Origin of the sequence: Candidatus Stygibacter australis (assembly GCA_030765845.1) — a bacterium.
GTDB classification, from domain to species: domain Bacteria; phylum Cloacimonadota; class Cloacimonadia; order Cloacimonadales; family TCS61; genus Stygibacter; species Stygibacter australis.
Genome location: JAVCDJ010000263.1, coordinates 18,778 through 41,420, shown reverse-complemented (window position 1 = coordinate 41,420; position 22,643 = coordinate 18,778). Strand labels below are relative to the sequence as shown.

Below are 22,643 nucleotides of genomic sequence, written 5' to 3'. Positions count from 1 at the left end.
ATAATGCTTAATATAGCAATAAATGGCTTTGGGAGAATTGGTCGTCTGGTTTATCGAGGGATGCTTGAGCAACCGGATATATTCAATGTTGTAGCTATCAATGATCTCACTGATGCCAAAACTCTCGCTCATTTACTCAAGTATGATTCCGTGCATGGAGTATTAGCCGCCAAAGTGTCCAATATGGAAAATATGATAATTGTGAATGATCATGAAATAAAGGTGTTTTCAGAAAAAGATCCGGCAAATTTGCCCTGGATGGACTTGAATATAGAATATGTTGTTGAATCTTCTGGTGTATTTCGTAAAAGAGCACAGGCTGCAAAACACCTGGAAGCCGGAGCAAAGAAAGTGATCATTTCCGCTCCTGCCAAAGATGATGTGGATGCCACTATTGTATTGGGAGTAAATAATGAAGCTTTGAAGCCGGAACATGAGATCGTATCCAATGCCTCATGTACTACAAACTGTCTGGCTCCCATAATGAAAGTGATCACTGATAATTTTGAGGTAGAAAGTGCCTTTATGACAACTATTCACAGTTATACTGGAGACCAGAGGCTCATTGATGCTCCCCACAGCGACCTCAGACGTTCCCGGTCTGCAGCAATAAATATTGTTCCCACTTCCACTGGAGCTGCTGTGGCAACCGGAAAAGTGATTCCATCACTGCAGGGGAAGATAGATGGTCTGGCTGTTAGGGTACCCACTCCCAATGCTTCGCTGGTGGACGTGGTAATTTATGTGGAGCGTGATACTTCCATTGATGAGATAAATTCTCTGATGAAAGATGCTGCCCATGGTTATCTCAAAAACATCCTGGAATATTCAGAAGAACCACTGGTTTCTACTGATATTATCCATAACCCGCACAGTTCAATATTTGATGCCCAAAGCACAATGGTGAACGGCAGGATGATAAAATTATTGAGCTGGTATGACAATGAATGGGGATATTCCCAAAGAGTCATTGATCTTGTAAAATTAATGGCAGAAGATTAATCATATCAATAACTTAAGATGAAAGAACACTACATATCGCCTGAGAGGAAAATTAACCTTTCAACAACCTTTTATCAAATATTAAGAAAAATATTTGACAAAAATTTAGGGTTTAGATATAAACAATAACAAATGTCTCCAAGATAAATGAGATTATATTTCTAAGGAGGATAGTAATGAAAAAATTACTCACTGTTTTATTGGTTGTCGCTTTGGCTTCCGTTCTGTTCGCTAACAATGCGGTAAGAGTTAAAGATGTTAACCCTACTCTTTTCAGCCGTCAAAATTCTCATGCTCGTGACTTTATCACGATTACTGAAGAAGATTTTGAAGGTGGAATTGGAGACTGGGAATATTACGACGAAACCGCTCCCACAGACTGGAATGAAGCATGGCATATCAGCGACGTAGGTGCCTATGACGGCGATTCATGGTGGATGGGTGACGAAGAACTTGGTGGTTATACAGATCACCGTTATCTGATTCTGGATACTCCCACTCTCACACTGGCTGCAGATAGCCCGGAATTGAACTTTATGTTCGCTCTGAGCTGCGAAGATGTTGGTGGAGACCCACCATACAATGCCTGGGATGGTGCCAATGTCCGTATTTCTACTGACGGTGGCAGCACCTGGACTCCTATCGAAGGAACTCCTGCCTATAATGGTTCAAGTTTCTATTCTTTCGGTTATGAATTTAATGAAGGTGTAGGTATCCCTGGATGGGGAAGTTCTACTGAATGGGTTGCCTGGACTGAAGCAAATTTTGATCTTTCAGCTTATGCTGGTGACAGTGTAAAACTGCGTTTTGCTTTTGCTTCTGATCCTGCATATAGCACTGGTGATGATCCTGATATGTTCGGATTTAAACTTGATGACATTGAAATTGATACCGATGCCGGACAATTTGTTTCTGATGGTGATGGTGCCGCTGGTGATGCTCAAATGGTTCCCGGATATGGTGGAGCTGTTGTGGGAAATCTCTGGCACGTGTATGAAGATGCTATGGCTCCCAGCCCAATAAATGCGGTTGGATGCTTTGATGAAGGAACTGGCACTTACCTGCCTGGTATGAGCAATTTTGTTGTTTCTCCATCATTTAATCTGCCAGCAGATGGTATTTTCACCTGGGATATTTATTGCGAAACTCTGCTTGATGCAGGTACTTTCCCAGATTGTGATTATATCCATGTAGAAGTTCGTTCAATGCCCGATGGTGGCGCATGGACTGGATGGAACTCAATTTCTAATCCTCTGGGTGATCCAGGAGGAACTAACTACGTATTTACTGGTGCTGTTGATACCTGGACCCTCTTTACTGAAGGTTGGGGTGTGGAATATGCTGACATCTCAATGCTGGCTGGACGCGACGTCCAGTTCCGTTTTGGAATGCATTCAAATATTACTGATGAAGTAGTTCCCGGTGGTCTCAGAATTGATAACTTCTCTGTAACTCAAGAAATTTATCTGGGTCCAGCTCCAGAAAATCTGATGGCAGAAGTTACGGTTGATGATCAAGTTCTCCTGACTTGGGATCCCGTCACTGTTGGTGGCGAAGAAGGCTGGCTGCAATGGGATGACGGTGTAAATAGCGATGCAATTGGTTTTACAGATGGAGGGAATCTTTATGTTGCTGCCTGTTTTGATCAGAATGACATGTTGCCTTATATTGGTGGTTTCCTAACTGAAATGGAAGTCTATATTTATGATCTTCCCACCTCGATGAACGTTTACATCTGGGAGGGCAATAATGGTGCAAATCAACTTATGAACCAGGCTTATACTCCTACTGGTAATAGTTGGAACACAATAACTCTTAATAATCCCGTGGAAGTAGAAAGCGGTTTGAAATACTGGATTGGATATTCTGCACAACATGCTGTAGGAGTTTATCCTGCTGGTGTAGATGCCGGACCAGCAGTTGTCGGTAAAGGAGATTGGTATGCTTCTACTCCAGGATCCTGGCTCTCCTTAGCCGCAGGTGGCAGTGATGCCAACTGGAATATCCACGCTTTCGTGGAAGCTGACGGTCGTAAATTACCTGTATTTGCCGGAGTTACGCGTGAGCGTGAAGTAACCGGGTACACTGTATGGCATTCACTGGAAAGTGGTGGAGATTATATTAATGTCGGTACTGTAGATCCTTCTGATACTCCTACTTATCTTGATGAAAGTCCTGAAGCTGGAGCATGGAACTATTATGTAGTTACTGCTCTTTATGATGGTCTTGATGGTGCTGCAAGTAATGAAGCAGCGGCTTATATCTTTGATGAAGATGCTGTAGAAATCGCTTATGATGATGGCACTGCAGAAGAAGGTCTTAATGTAGGTATTGCTCAGTATATGGCTGTGAAATTCACTCCCGTATATCCAAGCTCAAGATTACTTACTCATATCAAAGTATATATCGAAACAATGAATACAGGTCAGTTTGTATTCCGCGTATTCCCTGATGAAGGTGGAATGCCTGGTGCTGATTATCTTGCTCAGTTCAGTATTACTCCGGCTAACCTGCATGAAGGTTGGAATACTATAGTGGTTCCAGATTCTCTTTCATTCAGTTCAGGCAGCTTCTATGTAGCTGTGTTCGAGATGGCTAACCTTGCCTCTCTCGGACTGGATACTGATAACATGGGTCAGAGCTGGATTACTACCGGTACTCCTCCTGGCATTGACTGGGAAGCTGTTGGCGATGGTAATATTATGATCCGCGCGATCGTTGTTCCCACTACTGGTGAAACATCAGAAGAAATTGCTCCAGCAACTGCTGCTGTAAGCAATTATCCTAATCCCTTCAATCCTGAAACCACTATCGCTATGAATATCCCTTCAGACGGATATGCAAGCCTTAAGGTTTACAATGTTAAGGGTCAGTTGGTTAATACATTAGTTGATGGCTTCATGACTGCCGGAGAAAACTTTGTGACCTGGAATGGTACTGATGATAACAGTAATCCTGTTACCAGCGGTATTTATTTCTACAAACTGGAAACAGAAAATCAGACTGTAACAAGTAAGATGATCATGCTCAAGTAATTGACTTGATCACTCTTATTTAGATAGTATAGCCCGGCAACAGATTAATATCTGTTGTCGGGTTTTTTCTTTATGGGAGGGAAAATGAAAAATAATGGCTCAATAATACTGATCTTGATCATGCTTGCCGGGATTCTCCTGCAGCTTGCTCTGCTCTTTATTGGCATGGCTCCTGATGAAGTGAAGTGGTTTGATCCTCAGGACTACGTTAGAATTGGACGGGAGCTTGCCCAGGGAGAATCTTTCAGCACAATTGATAATGAAAGGAATCTCTATTTTTCTCCGGGTTATCCCTATCTGCTGGCTGGCATGATAAAGATCGTAGGTCCACGCGTGATCAGTATCAGGATCTTTCATATTCTGCTGTTTCCCGTATTTATTTATTTTTTCTACCGTATAGGCAAGGATTGGAGGAATGAGCAGACCGGGCTTATTATGGCTGCTCTTGCTTTGATCTACCCCTTCTACATCTATGTGCCTCTCACACTCTATCCTGAGGCGATATTATTATACCTGATACCTGTCATTGCCTGGATGATGCTAAAAAGTGGTGCTGATCCTAAATGGTATTATTTGCTCATTTCCGGTGTCATTATTGCCCTTGCAGTTATGATCAGACCCACTGCCATCTTCACAATCCCCGTATTTGTTTTCTATGTTTCGCTCAAGTCCGGCTGGAAATTTAAAAAGTTCCTGATGATCGGTGTGCTTATCTGCATAATCCCTGTTCTGGCAGTATTCGGCTGGATGATGAGAAATAATTCAGTCCACGGGAAACCCGTATTCTCCTCCGCTGGAGGTTATAACCTGCTGATGAGTTATAATCAAAATGCCACTATTGGAGTGAAACTCGATTACCCGCTGCCACCAGCAATCCAGAAACGTCTTGATTCTGCTGCCAATAAGGAAGAAATACAAAACATAGCCCAGGAAGAAGCACTCAGATTCATTAAAACTCACCCCTTTAAAGCTCTCAAACTTGCCTTCTTCAAACAGCTTGATCTCTGGAATCCTTTCCCCCGAACTACTACTACCAGTGGTTTTGCCCGTCCCCAGTTCAAACTCATTTCTGCCATACCCTATATTCTCTTTCTGATCCTGGGTATCATCGGCTTTATCAAAAATCGCAAAGATGGATTCATTATTGCTCTTTTATGTCTCACCCTGCTCAATTGCCTGCTGAATGGACTTATTGCTGTGTCTGTACGTTATCGGCTGATCACGGATTTTGCCTTTATACTGCTGGCTGCCACGGTGATTTCTGAATTCTGGACTGACAGGATCAAGCGTAAAATCCAAAGAAATATTACTGCTAAAACACCATGAAAAAATTCGAACTGGTAGATTTTCTTAAAGGTTATGCCATTATCACCATTGTACTCTATCATCTGTTGAATAGTCTGCATTATTCCGGAGTTATCGAAAAAGCCATCCAGTTTGGCGGAACAGGGGTGCATGCCTTCCTGTTTGTTTCCGGGTTTGGTTTATATCTCTCATTTCTCCGCAAACCGCTTAATTATGGTGTTTTACTCAAGAAAAGGTTTGCCAGAGTATATATTCCCTATATTATAATTGTGCTGCTATCAGCTCTGATTACGCAGTTCATTCCCATATTTAAATCTTCCTGGTACGCCCTGGCTGGACATGTATTTCTCTACAAAATGTTTGATAGCGCGATCACTGGCTCCTATGGTGGACATTTCTGGTTTATTTCCACTATAATCCAGCTTTATCTGATTTTCCATCTGCTGGCCTGGTTCAAAAAACGTGCTTCTGATCTCGTTTTTATATCCACAGGTATCGCCATTGGCATCATCTGGGCGATAATTGTAACACTTCTCGGAAAATCTGAACTTCGTGCCTGGAATAGTTTCTTTCTCCAATATGCCTGGGAATTCATGCTCGGTATGGTGATTGCCCATCTTGTATCTATCGATAAATTGCAGCATAAGATCAAAAACTGGCATTTTCTGCTCCTTGCTGCGATCTGTCTGCCGGTTTACGCATTTCTTGCCCTTAAAGCTGGCAGCATCGGCAAGGTATTCAATGATATTCCCGCCCTCATCGGTTACCTGGCAATTGCCGTATTTATTTTCCAGCTCAGGATCATTCCCCTAAATAAATTTATTCTCTACACTTCCCGAATTTCATATTCTTTCTTCCTCATCCACATCCTGATCAATACTCTCATCATCAATATTTCGCGCTCAGCAAATTTACCAGTTAATCTGCTCACGATATTATTTTCCTTCCTCATCAGTTACGTATTTTCAATTTTTTACACATCATTTATCACAAAAATCACCAGATTCTAAACTAAAATATTTCCCCATTCCCCCAAAATCCCACATATAAGCCCTATACGTCCCATAAGACCCATAAATCCTATATCTCCCAATAACTTAACCCACAAAGTGCTTATAACCCGGAACAACAAAGCACGTACTCACATTAAAATGTCACTACGTGCTTTGTTGTTCTACCTTAAGTACGGGTTATAGGGGATATATTTAAAGCGTATGATATTTAGGAGTGAGAGTCAGGGGAGGGTTTTTATTGTGAGATGTTTTTTATTTTTGTGGTTCCTGATAGTATTTCAGGTTTCAGATCTCTGGCTGGGCAAAATAATTACTACTTGTTCTAAGTTTTATTGTCGTTTGTGATGGTGTCTAAAATCCAGATAAAAGTTCTTTGGTGAATAACGAGAAAAGAAGAGCAAGTAAGAAACTGAATAAAGTACCTACGAGAATGTATTCCATTCTTCTATGGTGCTTAGGATCAGATTCAATACGCAATAAAGATTTAGCTGCTATTAAAAAGCCAACAGCTAAGGGTTGATCTATCAGGATAAAGATAAATATGAGAATTCTTTCTAAAATACCAATATACTTGCCACCTTCTATAAGACCAGATTCAATATCTTCTTTCAGGCTAACATTTTGATTTATAAAGTCATCAGTTACCAGTTTCATCAGTTTACCAGAAAATAGGGTTATACCCATTATCCCCGTGGCACAGGCAATAATAGAATAAAAGAAATCATTATCCCAATAAAAGTAAGAATTATTATCCCAGAAATAAGCTATCGTTAATAAAATCATAAAATGATATGCTTGCTCAATTATGAAAACTATATGATCTTTAGATTTCTTAGCTAATGTATTCCTGATTAGACCAATAATCAAGTATTCTATGAAAATTACTCCCAGGAAAACAGGTTTGAATATCCCATAATTATCATAATCTCCACTCAATAATAAAATGAGAATCACTAACGAAACATGAATTGCGCTGTATGCTAAGGCTGTTAACCCTTTTTGGGATAGTTTCTTAACAGGTAGTACAAAATCTGCCAATAAATGACAAAATATTAACGAACCATACAATTGAATCATTATTTCTCCAGGAATATTATTGGTAAGTTCCTAAATTTTGCCTTGTTCATAAGATTCTAAATAGTTACTAACAGCTTTCCAGCAACTGTTTTTTAATAGTTTTGCTACTGCTTGTTGAGTTATATTATTATTAGACATTTTACGTTCTAATTTCTCTGCTATTTCATTCTGATTATAACCAAGCAGAGCGTATCTGAGTGCTGCTGCCTGGCGAGAAGTGATTTTCTTAAAAATACAATCAAGAAATTTTATCTCTACTTTCATATGAATATCCTCTGTAGCCAAATACAATTCCTGCTGATTATCCAAATTATCGAGACCCTTTCCTGACAATTCAAATGCCTTCCCAAATGATTCACTTACATTATTCTTTTCGATTTTATCTACAGTTCCTATCCCTATCGAAATACGAGTTCTAACATTTTGCTCTGATAGTAAATATGCCTTAATAAATAAAGCTAATCGAATAGCTAAATTTTCTTGATATAAGATGAGTTGCCAGCTATCTCCCCGAAAAATATCCAGGTTAGATTCAATGCTTTTACCATATTTTTTATTGAACTGTTCTGGAATAGATTTTAGCAATTCCTGAACCTTGCTTAATTTTACACTTAATTTGTGTGATTTTATTATGTCACCTGTTAATACAGCGTATTTCATAAAATTTTCCTTATTTCTAATATCTGTCGTCAATACATATAGAAAGGAGTATCAATGTCAATAGAAAACTAATAAAATACAACCTCTGGGGGTTGATTTATGCTATTACAACCCTCAGGGGTTGTAATAGGGGGGGGGGCTTTCCTTGAAGAAAATATCTTTTCCCGGGAGTAATTGCTTTACTGCAAACTTATTAGATAGTTGCTTGAACTTAATCGGGGACGATTAAGCTACGTTGTAAGATATGTGTCTCGACTTGAAAATATCCACGGTTGATTTATCAACCGTGGATTCTGTAATTAATTTATTCAAAGCTGATGAGTACATCACCTTTGCCGACTGAATCACCGACATCGACTTTGATTTCTTTTACTGTTCCGGCAAAGTTTACTTCCAGATTGTTGAACATCTTCATTGCTTCCAGAACTACCACGGCATCGCCTTCTTTGACGGTATCTCCCACTTTCACCTTAATTTCATTGATCATGCCGGGGATGGGGGCAGTGAGAGTTTTAGCACCATCTGAATCTGCGTCTTTCTGTTTTGGAGTCGTTTGTCTGGGAGTTTTGATGCCTGATTTATTCATCGGATCAGCAACTTCCACGTGGAACAATTCTCCATCTACATAGACATCAAAAGGTCTGGTAGCTACGTCTTCAGGTGCTTTGCCACCATCAGTGAGTTTTCCAGATTTAGCTTTTTCGATCATGTCCTGCTCTTTTTTCACATCTTCCAGAGTTATGGCTTTTGCTTCCGGAGGAATTTCTACAAGTCCATATTTCCATTTCAGGAAACGCTTGCCAGTTACCGGATATAAAGCAACTATTAATTCATCATCAAGGTTTTTTGCCAGGTCTTTTACTGATGCTTTCACCTGAGGCATTTCCGGTTCCAGTTCATCACCGGGACGGCAGGAAATTGGAGTTTCTCCGCGAGGATAATCCTTAAGAGCTTTTTTCTGCACTTCGGGATCAATGGGGAGGGTGGTTTTGCCATAAAGACCAAAACAGAGGTCTTTCACCTGCTGCGTGATCTGGGTGTATTGTTCTTCTTTATCGTAGAGTACATTATTGACGGTCTGGATGCCAACTATCTGACTGGTAGGTGTCACTAAGGGAACCTGTCCTAAATCACGGCGGACTTTGGGCAGTTCTTCAAATACGGCATCCAGTTTATCAAGCTCATCCATTTGACGAAGCTGGTTCACCAGATTACTCAGCATACCTCCTGGTGTCTGATGCAGGATCACATTGGTGTCAATAATGGAGAATTTAGTGTTATTGGCAAAGTGCTTGTATTTCGGGATGGTTTTTTCCATATCTTTGCTGATAGCAGCGAGTTTTTTAATATCCATACCGGTATCGCGGTTAGTACCCAGCAGAGTGATCACCAGAGGTTCCACTGCAGGATGCGAGGTGCGATAGGCATATGGTGACATGCAGGTATCGATGACATCCACACCAGCTTCAATAGCTTTTAGCAGTGTCAGATCGCCCATACCGGAAGTGAAATGAGTGTGCAGGTGGATGGGGATATCAGTCTGGGCTTTAAGTGCTTTCACCAGGTTATAGGCATCATAAGGGGAAACCAGACCTGCCATATCCTTGATGCAGATTGAGTTTACGCCTATCTCTTCCAGTTCTTTTGCCTTATTCAGATAATAATCAATATTATAGGTTTCTCCGCCCATTCTCATTTCTGTGAGAGAATAGCAGATAGTACCTTGAAAGTGTTTATCATTGCGCTTGATCACTTTGGCAGCAGCTTCAAAATTCCTGAAATCATTCAAAGCATCAAATACCCGGAAAATATCAATCCCGTTATCTGATGCTCGCTGGACAAAATTATCCACCACGTCATCAGCATAATTGCGGTAACCCACCAGGTTTTGACCGCGCAGAAGCATTGAGAAGGGGGTTTTCTTAATATATTTCTTAAGGGTTCTGATCCTTTCCCAGGGATCTTCAGCTAAAAAGCGGTGCATGGTATCAAAGGTGGCACCACCCCATACTTCCATGGAATAAAAGCCAATTTCATCCATTCTCTCTGCCACCGGCAGCATATCTTCTGTTCTGCCGCGAGTGGCAAATATCGATTGGTGTCCATCGCGGAAGGTAAGGTCTTGAATCTTTATCGGGTTTTCTGCCTGAGGGCGGTCAGTTTCGTAGCGCATTTCAGTCATTTTCAGAACGCCATGTTTATCGTATTGCATTAAACTTCCTCCAATAATTATCGTTTGAAATTACGCATCTGCACAAGATAGCGATTAGTCATCGTCATCTCACGTCCACTGCGTAACCAGTAATTGGTTTTATTTGTCTGCAGGTTTGATTCTTCCTGCAGGTAATATGTCACTGCTGCAATAGCAGCTTTTAATTTTTTTTTTCTTTTATCAGTCATATCTGCCTCTAAACAGGGATGTTACCGTGTTTTTTGGGAGGTAAGGATTCTCGTTTAGTGCTCATGATCTCCAGGGCATCTATGAGGCGAATCCGCGTATCGGCTGGTTTGATCACGGCATCTATATATCCACGCTCTGCTGCTAGATAAGGATTGCTGAAAGCTGCTTCATATTCAACGATCTTTTCCTGACGCTTTGCCTGTGGATCTTCTGAAGATTTGATCTCCTGACGGTAACTGCTGATGATATTCACGGCTCCCTGTGCACCCATAACTGCGATCTCGGCTGAGGGCCAGGCAAACACCATGTCTGCCCCCAGATGATTGGAACACATGGCAATATAGCTGCCGCCATAATTTTTACGGGTTACAACAGTAAGTTTGGGAACTGTAGCTTCGCTGTAACTCCAGAGCAGCTTGGCACCATGACGGATAATTCCACCCCATTCCTGATTCGAGCCTGGCAGGTAGCCCGGCACGTCAACAAAGGTGATTATGGGGATATTGAAGGCATCGCAGAAACGAATGAAGCGGGAGATCTTATCTGAAGCATCAATATCAAGACAACCTGCAAGGAACATGGGCTGATTACCGATGATACCCACGCTTCGGCCATTAAGACGTGCAAAACCGATGATAGCGTTTTCAGCATAATATTCATGCGGTTCAAAGAATTCCCCGGCATCAACTATTGATTTTATTATATCCTTCATATCATAAGGCTGTTGAGCATTTTCGGGGATAATGGTATCCAGATCAGGGCACAATCTGGTGGGGTCATCGCCCATGAGTACATGTGGCGGGTCTTCCAGATTATTTGAAGGTAGATAGCTGAGTAATATCTTGATCTGTTCGATGGCATCTTCGTCTGAATTGCAGGCAAAATGTGCAACTCCTGATTTGGAATTATGAGCCATCGCTCCACCCAGTTCTTCAAAGGTTGTCTTTTCTCCTGTAACTGTCTCGATCACCTGAGGTCCGGTGATGAACATGTAGCTGGATTTTTTTACCATGAAGATAAAATCTGTCATGGCTGGTGAATATACAGCACCTCCGGCACAGGGTCCCATGACCGCTGATATCTGGGGTATCACGCCAGAACTGCGGGAATTACGGAAGAATATCTCGCCATAACCCTTAAGGGCTTGAACACCTTCTTCCACGCGCGCTCCACCGGAATCATTGAATCCCACTACGGGTACACCGGCTTTGGCTGCCAGATCCATTACTTTGCATATTTTGGCGGCATGCATCTCTCCCAGTGATCCTCCGCGGGAAGTGAAATCCTGTGAAAAGGCGAATACGGGGCGTCCATTAACGAGACCATGACCTACTACTACTCCATCTGAGGGTACATCCACTTCTGCCATATTGAAATTGGTGGAGCGATGTTTTACGAACATATCGATTTCGCGAAAAGAACCTTCATCAAAAAGCAGGGTTATGCGTTCTCGTGCATCTAATTTGCCTTTATCATGCTGTTTCTTGATCCGAGCTGCGCCACCCATAGCTTTGATATGAGCTTCTTTCTGCTGTAACTGCTCAATCTTTTCAGATACTTTCATAAACTCTCCTGATTTTTTGTGAATATTTGTTGTGAAACTTATATTTGAGTGAAATATGTAAAGAAAAAAGTTGTAAATAGCAACAGGTTATTAATTCTGAATTTTGAGTTTTGAATTTTGAATGTAAGACTATTAACCACAGAGGTCACAGAGAACACAGAGTTAAATATCTACAACATCAAAGGACAACGAGTAAAATCATTCAAAATTCATCCCGATATATATCGGGATGAAATTTATTTAGTGGTATGGGATGGAACTGATAATAATCATAATCAGGTATCATCTGGAATTTATTTGTATAGATTAATTGATGCTGGAAATGTATTGGCATCGCAAAAAATGATTTTATTGAAATGAAGACTGTTCAACCTAAGTTATTGATAAATAAAGGTAAAAGACAAAATCAGGCTTATTATGTGCAAATAATATCATCATTTGCACCAATAAGTGAAATTGACATTTCCGCTAAAAATATGCCTTAAATACAATTGAGCTTTTTGACTAATTTTAGAGGTTATGCCACGTATAGTATCTCTAAGACAGTAAGTTTTTATTAAAAATATTTGACAGGAATTGCGTTAAAATAATATTTAGGATATCATGAATTAATAGAATGGATGCATATTCAAATTGGGGATAAGTATGAATAATAAGAAAATTGTATATTCAATTAGCAGCTCTATAGTTGTAATATTTGTATTTCTATTTTCTGAATTATCCTGTTCTGAGTATTTAGTGCCCAATAAACCGGCATCTGTTGATGTAGCAGATATAAACCAGGATGGAGATTTAGATATAATACTCGGACATGAACATTATCATGGGAATCATTGGGGAATGATATCAATATTAGATAATAATGGTAATGGTGATTTTGTTTTACTTGATACAATCTCAACTTATCATTATGAGATATCATTACAGTTAGATCAAATAAATAATAATGGTTTTCCGGATATTATTACATTGGATTATGATGAAAATATCGGTCTTCCTTATTTTAACATTATCTTCGATTATAACCTTTATAATTGGTATAATACAGTCTATTGTTATTATGATCTAGTTACTTTATCTCAATATGAGATATTTCATACTCAAAATATAGCAAACATTTCGTTTATTTCAAATACTGGGTTTCTATGGGGAGTATTGGATAATAATGGCGAAGGAGAATTTTCTGATCCGATATATTATAATCTGGAAAATCCTCCTGGTGGTCTTGCTTGTGGTGATTTGAATGAAGATGATCGAGAAGATATAGTAATATGTGGATCTGATCTGATTGTATTTTATAATTATCCCTCAATTTTTGTTCCGTTTGAAGTTGATAGTGTATCTTCATTTATATGTGATATCAAAATATCAGATATTGATAATAATGGAAATAATGAAATTTTAGGGGTAGATTGGGGAATACCAGGCACTCAAAAAAGATTACAGGTTTACGCAAGTGATGGAAATGGCAATTTCTATTTAAATTATTCAAAGTGGATAGATGAAGCCATGAACTGTATCTTTGTCGCTGATCTTAATAATGATGAATTTCCTGATGTAGTATATAATGTTTCTTATTCATATCCAAATTCTGATTATGAATTATTCCACACTTATATCTTATTCAATAATCAAGATGGCACCTTTCAGGATCCAGTTAATTACTATACCGGTATTTGTTCACACAAATCTTATGTAGCCGATCTAGATGGTAATGGCTGGAATGATATAATTACATTAAATACTGATTTTTATAATCCACCACCTGATACGGGTTCGGTTCACATACTTTTTAATGATGGAACAGGTAATTTTGTAGAAGAACCGCAGGTCATCTGCGATGAATTTAAAATTGAAAATGTAAAATTGAAAATTAATAATCACCCTAACCCTTTTAATCCGGTTACTACAATCAGTTTTGAATTGCCTTTTGATAGTGAAGTCGTATTAAATATTTATAACATCAAAGGTCAGAAAGTTAAGTCATTAATAGCTAATGAAATGTCAAAAGGTAAGCATTCTGTGGTCTGGTCAGGTGAAGATGATCGTGGCAGGAAAGTGAGTTCGGGAGTATATTTTTATCAAATAGCAGTTAATGGTGAGATTGAGAGAATGAATAAATGTTTATTGCTTAAGTAAGAGAATGAACTAAATTAAGAGATACACTTTAATAGCCCCTGGTATTCGCTTCACTCAAACCGGGGCTATTATATTTATTTACGGTACTTTGATTTCAGGCTTGCCAGTTCCTGACTAAATTGGTTAAACTTGGTTTTGAGTAGTGACACGTCCTCATCAGTTATTAGTAGTGGACTTTGCAATAAATTATTTTCCAGGTTAATGAGGATATTATCCAGTTCGGTATCGTAAAAATTTACTGTACTCCCTCTCACTTTATGCACAAGGTCATATAGATAATCTGTTTGCCTCTTTTTATAAAACTTCTCAAAGTCGTGAATAAAAGATTTTGTGGAAGCCAGATATATGTCGATAAAAACCGGTATCCTGCTGGTGCCGATCTGAGAAAAGGAGTCTTCCAGTTTTTCTAAATTGATCATCCAGATCAATCTCCTGCTGGTTCAGCATTTTTGAGGAATCTGTCAAACCATTCGATCATTTCTGCGATAACGTGCAGGTTGCTTTCTCTGGCACTGTATCCGTGTTTTTCCAGAGGCAGCATTACCAGTCGCGATATTCCGCCATTACCCTTGATAGCATCATATAATCTTTTGGACTGAATGGGATATGTTCCGCTGTTATCATCTTCTTCACCATGGATCAAAAGGAGTGGTTCATTGATTTTATCTGCGTTCATAAAGGGCGAAACCTGGTAATAAAATTCTTTGGCTTCCCAGAAAGTACGTCTTTCGCTTTGAAAACCAAACGGGGTCAGGGTTCTGTTATAAGCACCGCTTTTGGCTATTCCTGCCACGCAAATATCACTGTGAGCCAGCACATTTGCCACCATAAAAGCACCATAACTGTGCCCGGTAATGCCCACTTTCTGAGGATCTATTATCCCTCTTTCTGCCAGATGATCGATCGCTGCCTTCACAGAAAGACAGGTTTGGCTGATAAAAGTTTCATTAACGGTCTCGGGATCTCCGATAATGGGAATCGAAGCATCAGCTATCACAGCATAGCCAGCTAAAGCAAAATATCTGATACTGGCACCTGAAAAATAGGTGAAAGTGTCTGCTGATTTACTTGATTGACCGGCAGTAGATAGATCAGTATATTCCTCTGGATAGGCATTGACCACCAGGGGAAGAGGCGTAATTCCATCCCAGTCTGGTGGCAGATACAATGTACCGGACAGCATCACGCTATCTGCACGCTCATAATAAATGATTTCTTTAGGAATATTTGCCCATTCTGGATAGGGATTTTGATAATCAGTCAACCAGCGGATTTCTTTTGATTCCGTGTTATACACATAATAATTTCGGGGATTATCCTGGTTTTGAGCACTGACAACTAATTGCTTGAAGTTATCATCTATAAAGCAAACCGGAGTTTCCAGCCAGCCATCTCTGCTGCGGAAAATAATCTGCTTTTCTTTAGTCAGCAGATTAACTCTTGCCAGATAAGGATAGCGACCTTCCGGGCTGGCACCTTTATTATTCAGATAATACACGTGATTATCCTGATGGATAAAAAGCTCTTGATTATATTCATTTCTGCGGGTCAGCAGGCTGCCGGGAAAATTATATTGATCCTGAATACTGCGGTCATCAATGATTACAGGTTCAGTACCATCCAGATCAGTGAGCCAGCCTCTTTGCCACAATTTATCACGATCATATTCATAAACAATGAACCAGCCGGGTTTTTCTGACCACTGGATATACCGAAAGCGTTGCTGCAATCTCATAAATTCACAGGCTTCGCCTGTTTCTATATCCTCTAAAATCATTAATTTATCACGGTGATCGACTTCAATTTTTGGGTTACCATCATCCAGAGCTTCCACCCAGACGAGGCTGGCAGGCATTTGCGGCTGCCATTCAAAACTGCGCTTACCGGCATAAACTCCACCAATAGGTATCTGATCCGTAAGTGGTCTGTCTTCCAGTATCTTTACTGTTTTGCCTTTTTTATTCCAGACCTTATATTGACGAGGAAATCTATACCAGGGTAATTCCCGGGAAAATGGTTTATTGATCTGAGACACGAATATATAATTATTATCAGGCGAAAGCTCTAGCCAGCTATATATTCCAGGTTCACCAATTTCTTTATACTTCAATTTTGCAGCATCAATGATCACTGCCTGCGAAGTAAAGAAATATTCAAAAAGCACTTCATCAAAGCTGTTCTGTAAAAGATTGGTATAGGTGCGCGTCTGGCTGGTTTTGCCATAAGTTTCCTGAATAATAGGCTTTTCTGGAACTTTAGGAGGAGAGGGACGTTCGCCTCTGTCTTCTGGTACAGATTTTGCCAGCAGATGCCGGTTATCATTATACCATTGCAGGTCAATATCCATTGCGTCATTAAGGCGCAGCTCTTTTAATTCCCGATATTTATTACGCTCCAGATCATATATACCCAGATATATTCCATCTTCTTCTTCGCTAATTATTGCCAGTAATTTTCTATCAGGTGAAAGGGATGTGCTCCTGATCCTGATGCCTTCCGGAAGGGCTAATTCCTGCTTTTCACCATTTTCCAGATTCACCAGCCTGATAACCGTCTCAGGATATTTATCATGCACGCCATTGATGGCCGGGTCAATTTTCTCACCAGCAAGCCCCAGTTCTTCCCGTGCCAGATCAGCCAGAGTGACATTCCGCAAATATTCCTTTTCCAGGGCAATTGGCATATATTTAATGAACTGCATATAAGGCAATGGCGGGATATTATAAATTTCCTGTATTTTATCTGAAGGCGTTTTATAACCATCTGCTGTCAAAAGTGCTGGTACTATCAAAAGTACGACGAATAATATGATAATTTCCTGCATAATTAAGTATTCTTATCCTTTTTATCTTTTAATTGTTTCTCTTTCAGTCTTGTCCACCAGTCCAGCCTTTTCCTGATTTCTTTTTCAAAGCCAAAATTGCTGGGTTGATAATATTTCTTTTCCGGCATGGGATCAGGAAAGTATTTCTGGTAATAATAGCCATTTTCATATAGATGATCGTAGTGATAGTTTTTGCCGTAATCAAGATCTTTCATCAGTTTTGTGGGAGCATTGCGGATATGCATGGGCACGCCCAGATGACTGCTCTTAAGGGCATCATCCTTCGCCTGCTTATAGGCATCATACAAGGCATTGCTCTTAGGTGCTGTCGCCAGATATACCACAAGTTGCGCCAGGGCTGTATTTGCTTCCGGCATACCCAAAAAGTGGACTGCTTCTTTGACCGCTATTGCCTGAATAAGTGCCTGAGGGTCAGCAAGTCCCACGTCTTCTGAAGCGAAGCGCACCAGTCGCCTTGCTACATAAAGCGGATCTTCCCCGGCTTCCAGCATCCGCGCCAGCCAGTATAATCCAGCCTGAGCATCACTACCCCGCAGAGATTTATGCAAAGCAGAAATTATATTATAATGCTCCTCACGGTTTTTGTCATAATACATGATCTGCCGGGCCAGGATTTCACCAATCCTGCTCACTGTAAGATCTTCTCCTGCAGCAGCGTTATTAACCACCATTTCCAGGTTATTCAAAGCTTTGCGACCATCTCCTCCGCTATGCTGAGCCAGATAGGGAAGAGCATCTTCGCAAAGGTTTACCGGCTTTTGTATCTGCTGGATCGCCTGCTGCAAAATGCCAAGTATATCTTCATCACTTAATTTCTCCAGCACAAACACATGACAGCGGGAGAGCAGAGCAGGTATCACTTCAAAAGACGGATTCTCGGTTGTAGCTCCTATTAAAATAATTGCTCCACTTTCGATATAATGCAAAAAAGCATCCTGCTGCGATTTATTGAAGCGATGTATCTCATCCACAAAGAGGATTGTATTGCAATTGGTAGTCTGCAGATTATATTCTGCTTCCTTCATCACATTTTTCACGTCTTTTATGCTGGATAGCACTGCCGAAAATGAAACAAAACGGCTCTTAGTTAGATTCTGGATCAGGCGAGCCAGAGTTGTTTTCCCCGTCCCGGGAGGTCCCCACATAATGAAGGAGGAATAATTATCCTGCTCGATCATAGTACGCAATAGCGAACCCGGTTCCAGTAATTTATTTTGCCCTTTGATTTCTGCTAATGACAGTGGGCGAACGCGCTCTGCCAGAGGCACATTGGTAGGTTTATGCTTTTCCGAAAAGATGTCCATCTGCTCGTTCATCGGTTTCTCTTTGCCCTCAGAATAAGGACAAATTCTCCTTTACCCAGATGCTCTGCTATCTTCACCAGATTCTCAAGATCACTCTCAATGATCTGCTCCTCTGGATAAGTAAGCTTCCAGGCAAGTACAGCCTGGCGTTTACCACCTAAATGCTTCTTCAAATCTGCCAGCACCGGTTTCAATCTATAAGGGGCCTCAAGTATAATTATATCCAGATCATTGGGAAGTTTGCGAATAGCTCCCACACGGCTATGACGGTTAGCTGGTAAAAATCCGTAATATAAAAAACTTGCAGAAGTTATCCCGGCAGCCATTAAAGCAGCCATGATTGATGATGCTCCCGGTACTGGAATGATCCTGATCCCGCTCTGATATGCCACAGGGATCAAGGTATTCCCAGGATCAGCAAAAAGAGGCGTACCAGCATCTGAGATCAGGGCTACTGCCAGATTTTCTGAGATAATTTTATGAATTATTTCGTTGACTATAGTCTTTTCATTATGCTCATTCACTTCCAGCATTTCCTGCTTAAAGCCATATCTTCTCAACAGCCTGGAACCCACTTTCCGTTCTTCGCAGATCACCAGATCCGCGCTGGAGAGAACATTTAAAGCTCGCAGCGTAATATCATCGGGATTACCTATCGGCGTAGCCACCACATATATTGCCGGTCGCTCAAATTCAATATTTTTTTCTATTTCCATATCCGGTGGAGATTATTTTATTATCCACCCCAGTCAAGCAAAATCAATAATTCACAAATCAACACTAATTTAAGTTGAACTTGCCCAGCTGGGTTGGAAAATTAAAATCTGCCCACATATTTATTTCCCTCTGCCTTGAAAGGGCTGAACTATTATAGCCATAGGTTTTAACCTATGGTTCACGATACCCCAAAATCCATTCAATCCTGAAGGGGTTGCACAATCACGACAAATACATCTTATCATAATCAATACCAAATTCATCCACAAATTTCACCGATAGTGGCATATTCTTTCACTTCTTCCACGATTAGCGGCATCAGATGATCATTGACGTTGTCCCCGAAAACTGGTCCAAAGTTAATGTGTAAAATTGAGTTCCATTATTGGTCGTTTTTATATTAACTCTAACCAGATATCGTGATTTCTCTTGTGGCGGCTGGTGACAGCTTCGCTTCCACTACCCCTATTTGTTTAAGATAACCCAATATTGGTCAGTGAAAATCCTTTATGCCGCAGGATATTACGAAAAGCGATTTTTAGATAATTTTTTAACATAATAACATCTACTCGTATTTAAGAGCTTCTACTGGATTAGTGTTGGCAACTTTGATTGTGTGATAAGCGGAAGTGAGGAAACTAACCAGAAGTGCTCCCAGAAAAGCCAGACCAAAAATCAGGGGATTTACAGAAACTTTGTTGGCATAATTCTTTTGCCAAAGACTAAAAACAAAATAGGCCAGTGGACCTGCTAAAATTGCTGAAACAACTATTGTTGTAAAAATCCCCTTGAACAACGTTACGATGATCTGCAGAACGCTGGAACCCAGGATCTTTCTTACCGCTACTTCTTTAGTTCGTTGGAGGGTGGAATATGAAGTTAATCCAAACAAACCAAAACAAGAGATTAGAATACAGAAATATGTGAAGATACTGGATAGCTTCTTCTGGATTACATCGCTGGCATAAATTGTATTCAAATCCTGCTCTAGGAATGAGTAATTAATTGGAAATCCAGGTGCAAATTCCTGCCATTTCTGTTTAATGAAAGTCATGGTTTCAGAAATGTTTTCTCCTTTCAAGCGGATATTAAGAACTCCAAGCGGATTACGAGGTTGAAGAATGTATAGAGGAATGATTTCATTTCTGGCAGAAGCAAAACTGAAATCTTTCATCACTCCGATAACCTGACCATATTGGTTTCTTTTACCGATTGGATTTTCCCAGCCAAAAAGTTCAATCATTGCTTCATTAACGATAAAGTCGATCGAAGGATCATCGAGGTTTCTTTCTTTTGTAAAATTTCGTCCTGCAACTATCGGAATGCCCATTGTTTCCAAGTAATTCTTATCTGCATAAAGTTGTCGAGTAGCATGAATTTCCATCTCACCGCTTTCAGCTTCCCAATTGAAAGCATAACCAGTAAATCCTTTTCCTATAGGAGAATCTGAAAATCCTGCTGAAACAACACCGTGATGATCGATGATCATTTCGCGATAATTTTTGAAATTCTTTAGAATTTCTTCGTTCGTAGCTGAAATTGTTAATACATTTTCTTGATCAAATCCCAAATCAAAACTTTGCATAAAATCGATCTGCTGGTGCATAAAAAGAGTTAAAATAACAGCTGTGATGGAAATAATGAATTGAAACGAAACCAATGCATTTCGGAAGAAGCTTCCGGCTTTTCCTTTCTTCATATAACCTTTCAAAGAAGAGATCGGTGCTAAATGAGAAAGATAAAAGGCAGGATAAAAACCAGAGATCAATCCCACAAAAATTGTGATGAGGAATGAACTGCCCAACAAAATCGGATTGTTCAATAAATTGATCTGCAAGCTCTTATTTATCAATTCATTGAAGGGAGTTAACATTAGAATTAGATTTGCTAAAACAAAGCCGATGACAAGAGCCAGGAATGAAAGAATTACTGCTTCGCTAAGGAATTGTCGAATGAGTTGTTTCTTTTGTGCTCCCAGAACTTTTTTCATACCGATTTCCCGCGCCCTACTGCCTGCACGTGATGTTGCCATGTTCACGTAATTTATACAGACCAAAATTAGGATGAACAAACCAATGGAAGCAAATCCATACAGGAAACGACGATTTGCCTGCGAATATCTTTTATCAATTGTAGAATTGAGATAGATGTCTTCGACAGGTTCTACAACTGCGATGTAATTAATCCGATCATTTTCTACCATTTCTCTATTATAGAAATTCTGGAATTTTTTAGAAAATTGTTCAGCAGTGAAGTTTTTGGAAAATAGAAAATAGGTAAAGAACATCATATTTCCACCCAAAGCCCGTGGTGTATAAATGTCTTCCAGATTTTGTGTTTGTAAATAAGAATTAAGTGACATCAAAGCAGAGAATTTAAGATGCGAATTTTCAGGTAGATTTTCTATAACTCCGGTAATTTCATAAATCTCATTATCAATTTCCAGTTCTTCTCCTACCGGATTTTGATCTTCAAAATATTTTTTAGCGGTTTTTTCCGTAAGCACAATTGTATTGGCTCGTTCCAAAGCTTCCGAGCGGTTTCCATAAATAAAGGGGTGGCTGAAAATCTGGAAGATGCTGTTGTCGGTCATCAACATACTGCTTTCATACAGAGTTTTATCATTTCCATTCACAAGTAGTTGTCCCGGATAAAAGCAACGCATGTAAGCTTCAATCTCCGGCATTTCATTTTGAAGAAGCGGTCCTACTGCAGCATTACAGATTGGTTGTGTGCTGTTATTGTCGCCAATGGTCATATTCACACCATAACGATAGATGCGGTCGATATTTTCGTGATGCATGTCATAAGATAATTCATTCTGCACGAAGAGCAGTACGAGGATACTACAGCACAAACCAAGTGCCAAACCGATGATATTCAAGAAGGAATGGAATTTATCCTTCTTTAAAACTCTGAAAGCTTGTAAAATGTTTTGTTTAAACATGGTTTCTCCTATTCGTATTTTAAAGCTTCAACAGAATGTTGAATCTGCTGCAAAAATTTTATCACAACTGAATTTATTCCCTTCGAATTCAATTATAGCTTTATGAGTTCTTAAACCATTTACACCACAAAGATGTGTATATTCAAGGATTTCCGGATACATTGCTTTCAAATTGGGACCGATAGGCCTGGGAATGTTCCGAATCCCGCTCTGATATGCCTGCGGGATCAAGGTATTACCAGGATCAGCAAAAAGAGGCGTTCCAGCATCTGAGATCAGGGCTACTGCCAGGTTCTCTGAGATTATTTTATGAATTATTTCGTTAACTATAGTCTTTTCATTATGCTCAATAACTTCCAGTATTTCCTGCTTAAAGCCATATCTTCTCAAAAGTCTGGAACCCACTTTCCGTTCTTCACAGATCACTAGATCAGCACTGGAGAGAACATTTAGAGCACGCAGCGTAATATCATAGGGATTACCTATCGGGGTTGCCACCACATAAATTGCCGGTCGCTCAAATTCAATATTTTTTTCTATTTCCATATCCGATGGAGATTATTTTATTATTCACCCCAGTCAAGCAAAATCAGATTGATAAGCTGGGTGTGAATTGGGAGGGGCATCCAACCAG

The 22,643-nt window shown here is 39.9% G+C and carries 16 protein-coding genes; 5 read left to right on the top strand and 11 right to left on the bottom strand.

Annotation, left to right across the window (positions count from 1 at the left end; genetic code table 11):
• Positions 1-3: 3 nt before the first annotated feature.
• From gap to RAO94_13200, 4 genes are all read left to right on the top strand, one after another.
• Complete coding sequence (gap, locus tag RAO94_13215; GenBank protein MDP8323302.1) at positions 4-1,002, top strand: type I glyceraldehyde-3-phosphate dehydrogenase; 999 nt, start codon at positions 4-6, stop codon at positions 1,000-1,002.
• Positions 1,003-1,178: 176 nt separating this feature from the next.
• Positions 1,179-4,037 carry a T9SS type A sorting domain-containing protein gene (locus RAO94_13210; protein MDP8323301.1) on the top strand — a complete coding sequence of 953 codons (2,859 nt, stop codon included), beginning with the start codon at positions 1,179-1,181 and terminating at the stop codon, positions 4,035-4,037.
• A gap of 84 nt (positions 4,038-4,121) precedes the next feature.
• On the top strand, positions 4,122-5,363 hold the full coding sequence (locus tag RAO94_13205) for a glycosyltransferase family 39 protein (GenBank protein MDP8323300.1): 1,242 nt from the start codon (positions 4,122-4,124) through the stop codon (positions 5,361-5,363).
• Entirely contained in the window at positions 5,360-6,352 is a 993-nt protein-coding gene (locus RAO94_13200; protein MDP8323299.1) for an acyltransferase family protein, read from the top strand. Before RAO94_13205 ends, RAO94_13200 begins: the two co-directional genes overlap by 4 nt.
• A gap of 354 nt (positions 6,353-6,706) precedes the next feature.
• Here the strand turns inward: RAO94_13200 and RAO94_13195 are convergent, their stop codons facing one another.
• The 5 genes from RAO94_13195 to RAO94_13175 all read right to left on the bottom strand — a co-directional run bounded on the left by RAO94_13195 (position 6,707) and on the right by RAO94_13175 (position 12,057).
• On the bottom strand, positions 6,707-7,432 hold the full coding sequence (locus RAO94_13195) for a DUF3307 domain-containing protein (protein ID MDP8323298.1): 726 nt from the start codon (positions 7,430-7,432) through the stop codon (positions 6,707-6,709).
• Positions 7,433-7,462: 30 nt separating this feature from the next.
• Positions 7,463-8,092: a SatD family protein gene (locus RAO94_13190; GenBank protein MDP8323297.1), complete on the bottom strand. Its 630-nt coding sequence runs from the start codon at positions 8,090-8,092 to the stop codon at positions 7,463-7,465.
• A 304-nt stretch (positions 8,093-8,396) separates the two neighbouring features.
• Positions 8,397-10,304, bottom strand: coding sequence for a pyruvate carboxylase subunit B (locus tag RAO94_13185; GenBank protein ID MDP8323296.1), 1,908 nt, complete (start codon positions 10,302-10,304; stop codon positions 8,397-8,399).
• A gap of 17 nt (positions 10,305-10,321) precedes the next feature.
• Positions 10,322-10,492, bottom strand: a complete 171-nt coding sequence (locus RAO94_13180; GenBank protein MDP8323295.1) for a hypothetical protein — start codon at positions 10,490-10,492, stop codon at positions 10,322-10,324.
• 8 nt (positions 10,493-10,500) lie between these two features.
• Positions 10,501-12,057 carry a carboxyl transferase domain-containing protein gene (locus tag RAO94_13175; protein ID MDP8323294.1) on the bottom strand — a complete coding sequence of 519 codons (1,557 nt, stop codon included), beginning with the start codon at positions 12,055-12,057 and terminating at the stop codon, positions 10,501-10,503.
• A gap of 645 nt (positions 12,058-12,702) precedes the next feature.
• On the opposite strand from RAO94_13175, the gene RAO94_13170 reads away from it, so the two are divergent.
• A complete protein-coding gene (locus RAO94_13170) occupies positions 12,703-14,196 on the top strand; it encodes an FG-GAP-like repeat-containing protein (GenBank protein ID MDP8323293.1) in 1,494 nt (497 codons plus the stop codon).
• 74 nt (positions 14,197-14,270) lie between these two features.
• On the opposite strand, the gene RAO94_13165 is transcribed toward RAO94_13170, so the two are convergent.
• From RAO94_13165 to RAO94_13140, 6 genes are all read right to left on the bottom strand, one after another.
• Positions 14,271-14,615: a hypothetical protein gene (locus tag RAO94_13165; protein MDP8323292.1), complete on the bottom strand. Its 345-nt coding sequence runs from the start codon at positions 14,613-14,615 to the stop codon at positions 14,271-14,273.
• A gap of 5 nt (positions 14,616-14,620) precedes the next feature.
• Complete coding sequence (locus tag RAO94_13160) at positions 14,621-17,020, bottom strand: prolyl oligopeptidase family serine peptidase (GenBank protein ID MDP8323291.1); 2,400 nt, start codon at positions 17,018-17,020, stop codon at positions 14,621-14,623.
• Between the two features lie 2 nt (positions 17,021-17,022).
• Positions 17,023-18,357, bottom strand: coding sequence for a replication-associated recombination protein A (locus tag RAO94_13155; GenBank protein ID MDP8323290.1), 1,335 nt, complete (start codon positions 18,355-18,357; stop codon positions 17,023-17,025).
• A complete protein-coding gene (gene rsmI, locus RAO94_13150) occupies positions 18,354-19,061 on the bottom strand; it encodes a 16S rRNA (cytidine(1402)-2'-O)-methyltransferase (protein MDP8323289.1) in 708 nt (235 codons plus the stop codon). The genes RAO94_13155 and rsmI overlap by 4 nt, the downstream gene beginning before the upstream one ends.
• A 566-nt stretch (positions 19,062-19,627) precedes the next feature.
• On the bottom strand, positions 19,628-22,009 hold the full coding sequence (locus RAO94_13145; protein ID MDP8323288.1) for an ABC transporter permease: 2,382 nt from the start codon (positions 22,007-22,009) through the stop codon (positions 19,628-19,630).
• A gap of 27 nt (positions 22,010-22,036) precedes the next feature.
• On the bottom strand, positions 22,037-22,555 hold the full coding sequence (locus tag RAO94_13140) for an SAM-dependent methyltransferase (protein MDP8323287.1): 519 nt from the start codon (positions 22,553-22,555) through the stop codon (positions 22,037-22,039).
• Between the last annotated feature and the right edge of the window lie 88 nt (positions 22,556-22,643).

Excerpts from the sequence above, each read along its gene's own strand:
- gap (MDP8323302.1), top strand. The coding sequence starts at position 4 with ATGCTTAATATAGCAATAAATGGCTTTGGGAGAATTGGTCGTCTGGTT.
- RAO94_13210 (MDP8323301.1), top strand. The coding sequence starts at position 1,179 with ATGAAAAAATTACTCACTGTTTTATTGGTTGTCGCTTTGGCTTCCGTT.
- RAO94_13205 (MDP8323300.1), top strand. The coding sequence starts at position 4,122 with ATGAAAAATAATGGCTCAATAATACTGATCTTGATCATGCTTGCCGGG.
- RAO94_13200 (MDP8323299.1), top strand. The coding sequence starts at position 5,360 with ATGAAAAAATTCGAACTGGTAGATTTTCTTAAAGGTTATGCCATTATC.
- RAO94_13195 (MDP8323298.1), bottom strand. The coding sequence starts at position 7,432 with ATGATTCAATTGTATGGTTCGTTAATATTTTGTCATTTATTGGCAGAT.
- RAO94_13190 (MDP8323297.1), bottom strand. The coding sequence starts at position 8,092 with ATGAAATACGCTGTATTAACAGGTGACATAATAAAATCACACAAATTA.
- RAO94_13185 (MDP8323296.1), bottom strand. The coding sequence starts at position 10,304 with ATGCAATACGATAAACATGGCGTTCTGAAAATGACTGAAATGCGCTAC.
- RAO94_13180 (MDP8323295.1), bottom strand. The coding sequence starts at position 10,492 with ATGACTGATAAAAGAAAAAAAAAATTAAAAGCTGCTATTGCAGCAGTG.
- RAO94_13175 (MDP8323294.1), bottom strand. The coding sequence starts at position 12,057 with ATGAAAGTATCTGAAAAGATTGAGCAGTTACAGCAGAAAGAAGCTCAT.
- RAO94_13170 (MDP8323293.1), top strand. The coding sequence starts at position 12,703 with ATGAATAATAAGAAAATTGTATATTCAATTAGCAGCTCTATAGTTGTA.
- RAO94_13165 (MDP8323292.1), bottom strand. The coding sequence starts at position 14,615 with ATGATCAATTTAGAAAAACTGGAAGACTCCTTTTCTCAGATCGGCACC.
- RAO94_13160 (MDP8323291.1), bottom strand. The coding sequence starts at position 17,020 with ATGCAGGAAATTATCATATTATTCGTCGTACTTTTGATAGTACCAGCA.
- RAO94_13155 (MDP8323290.1), bottom strand. The coding sequence starts at position 18,357 with ATGAACGAGCAGATGGACATCTTTTCGGAAAAGCATAAACCTACCAAT.
- rsmI (MDP8323289.1), bottom strand. The coding sequence starts at position 19,061 with ATGGAAATAGAAAAAAATATTGAATTTGAGCGACCGGCAATATATGTG.
- RAO94_13145 (MDP8323288.1), bottom strand. The coding sequence starts at position 22,009 with ATGTTTAAACAAAACATTTTACAAGCTTTCAGAGTTTTAAAGAAGGAT.
- RAO94_13140 (MDP8323287.1), bottom strand. The coding sequence starts at position 22,555 with ATGGAAATAGAAAAAAATATTGAATTTGAGCGACCGGCAATTTATGTG.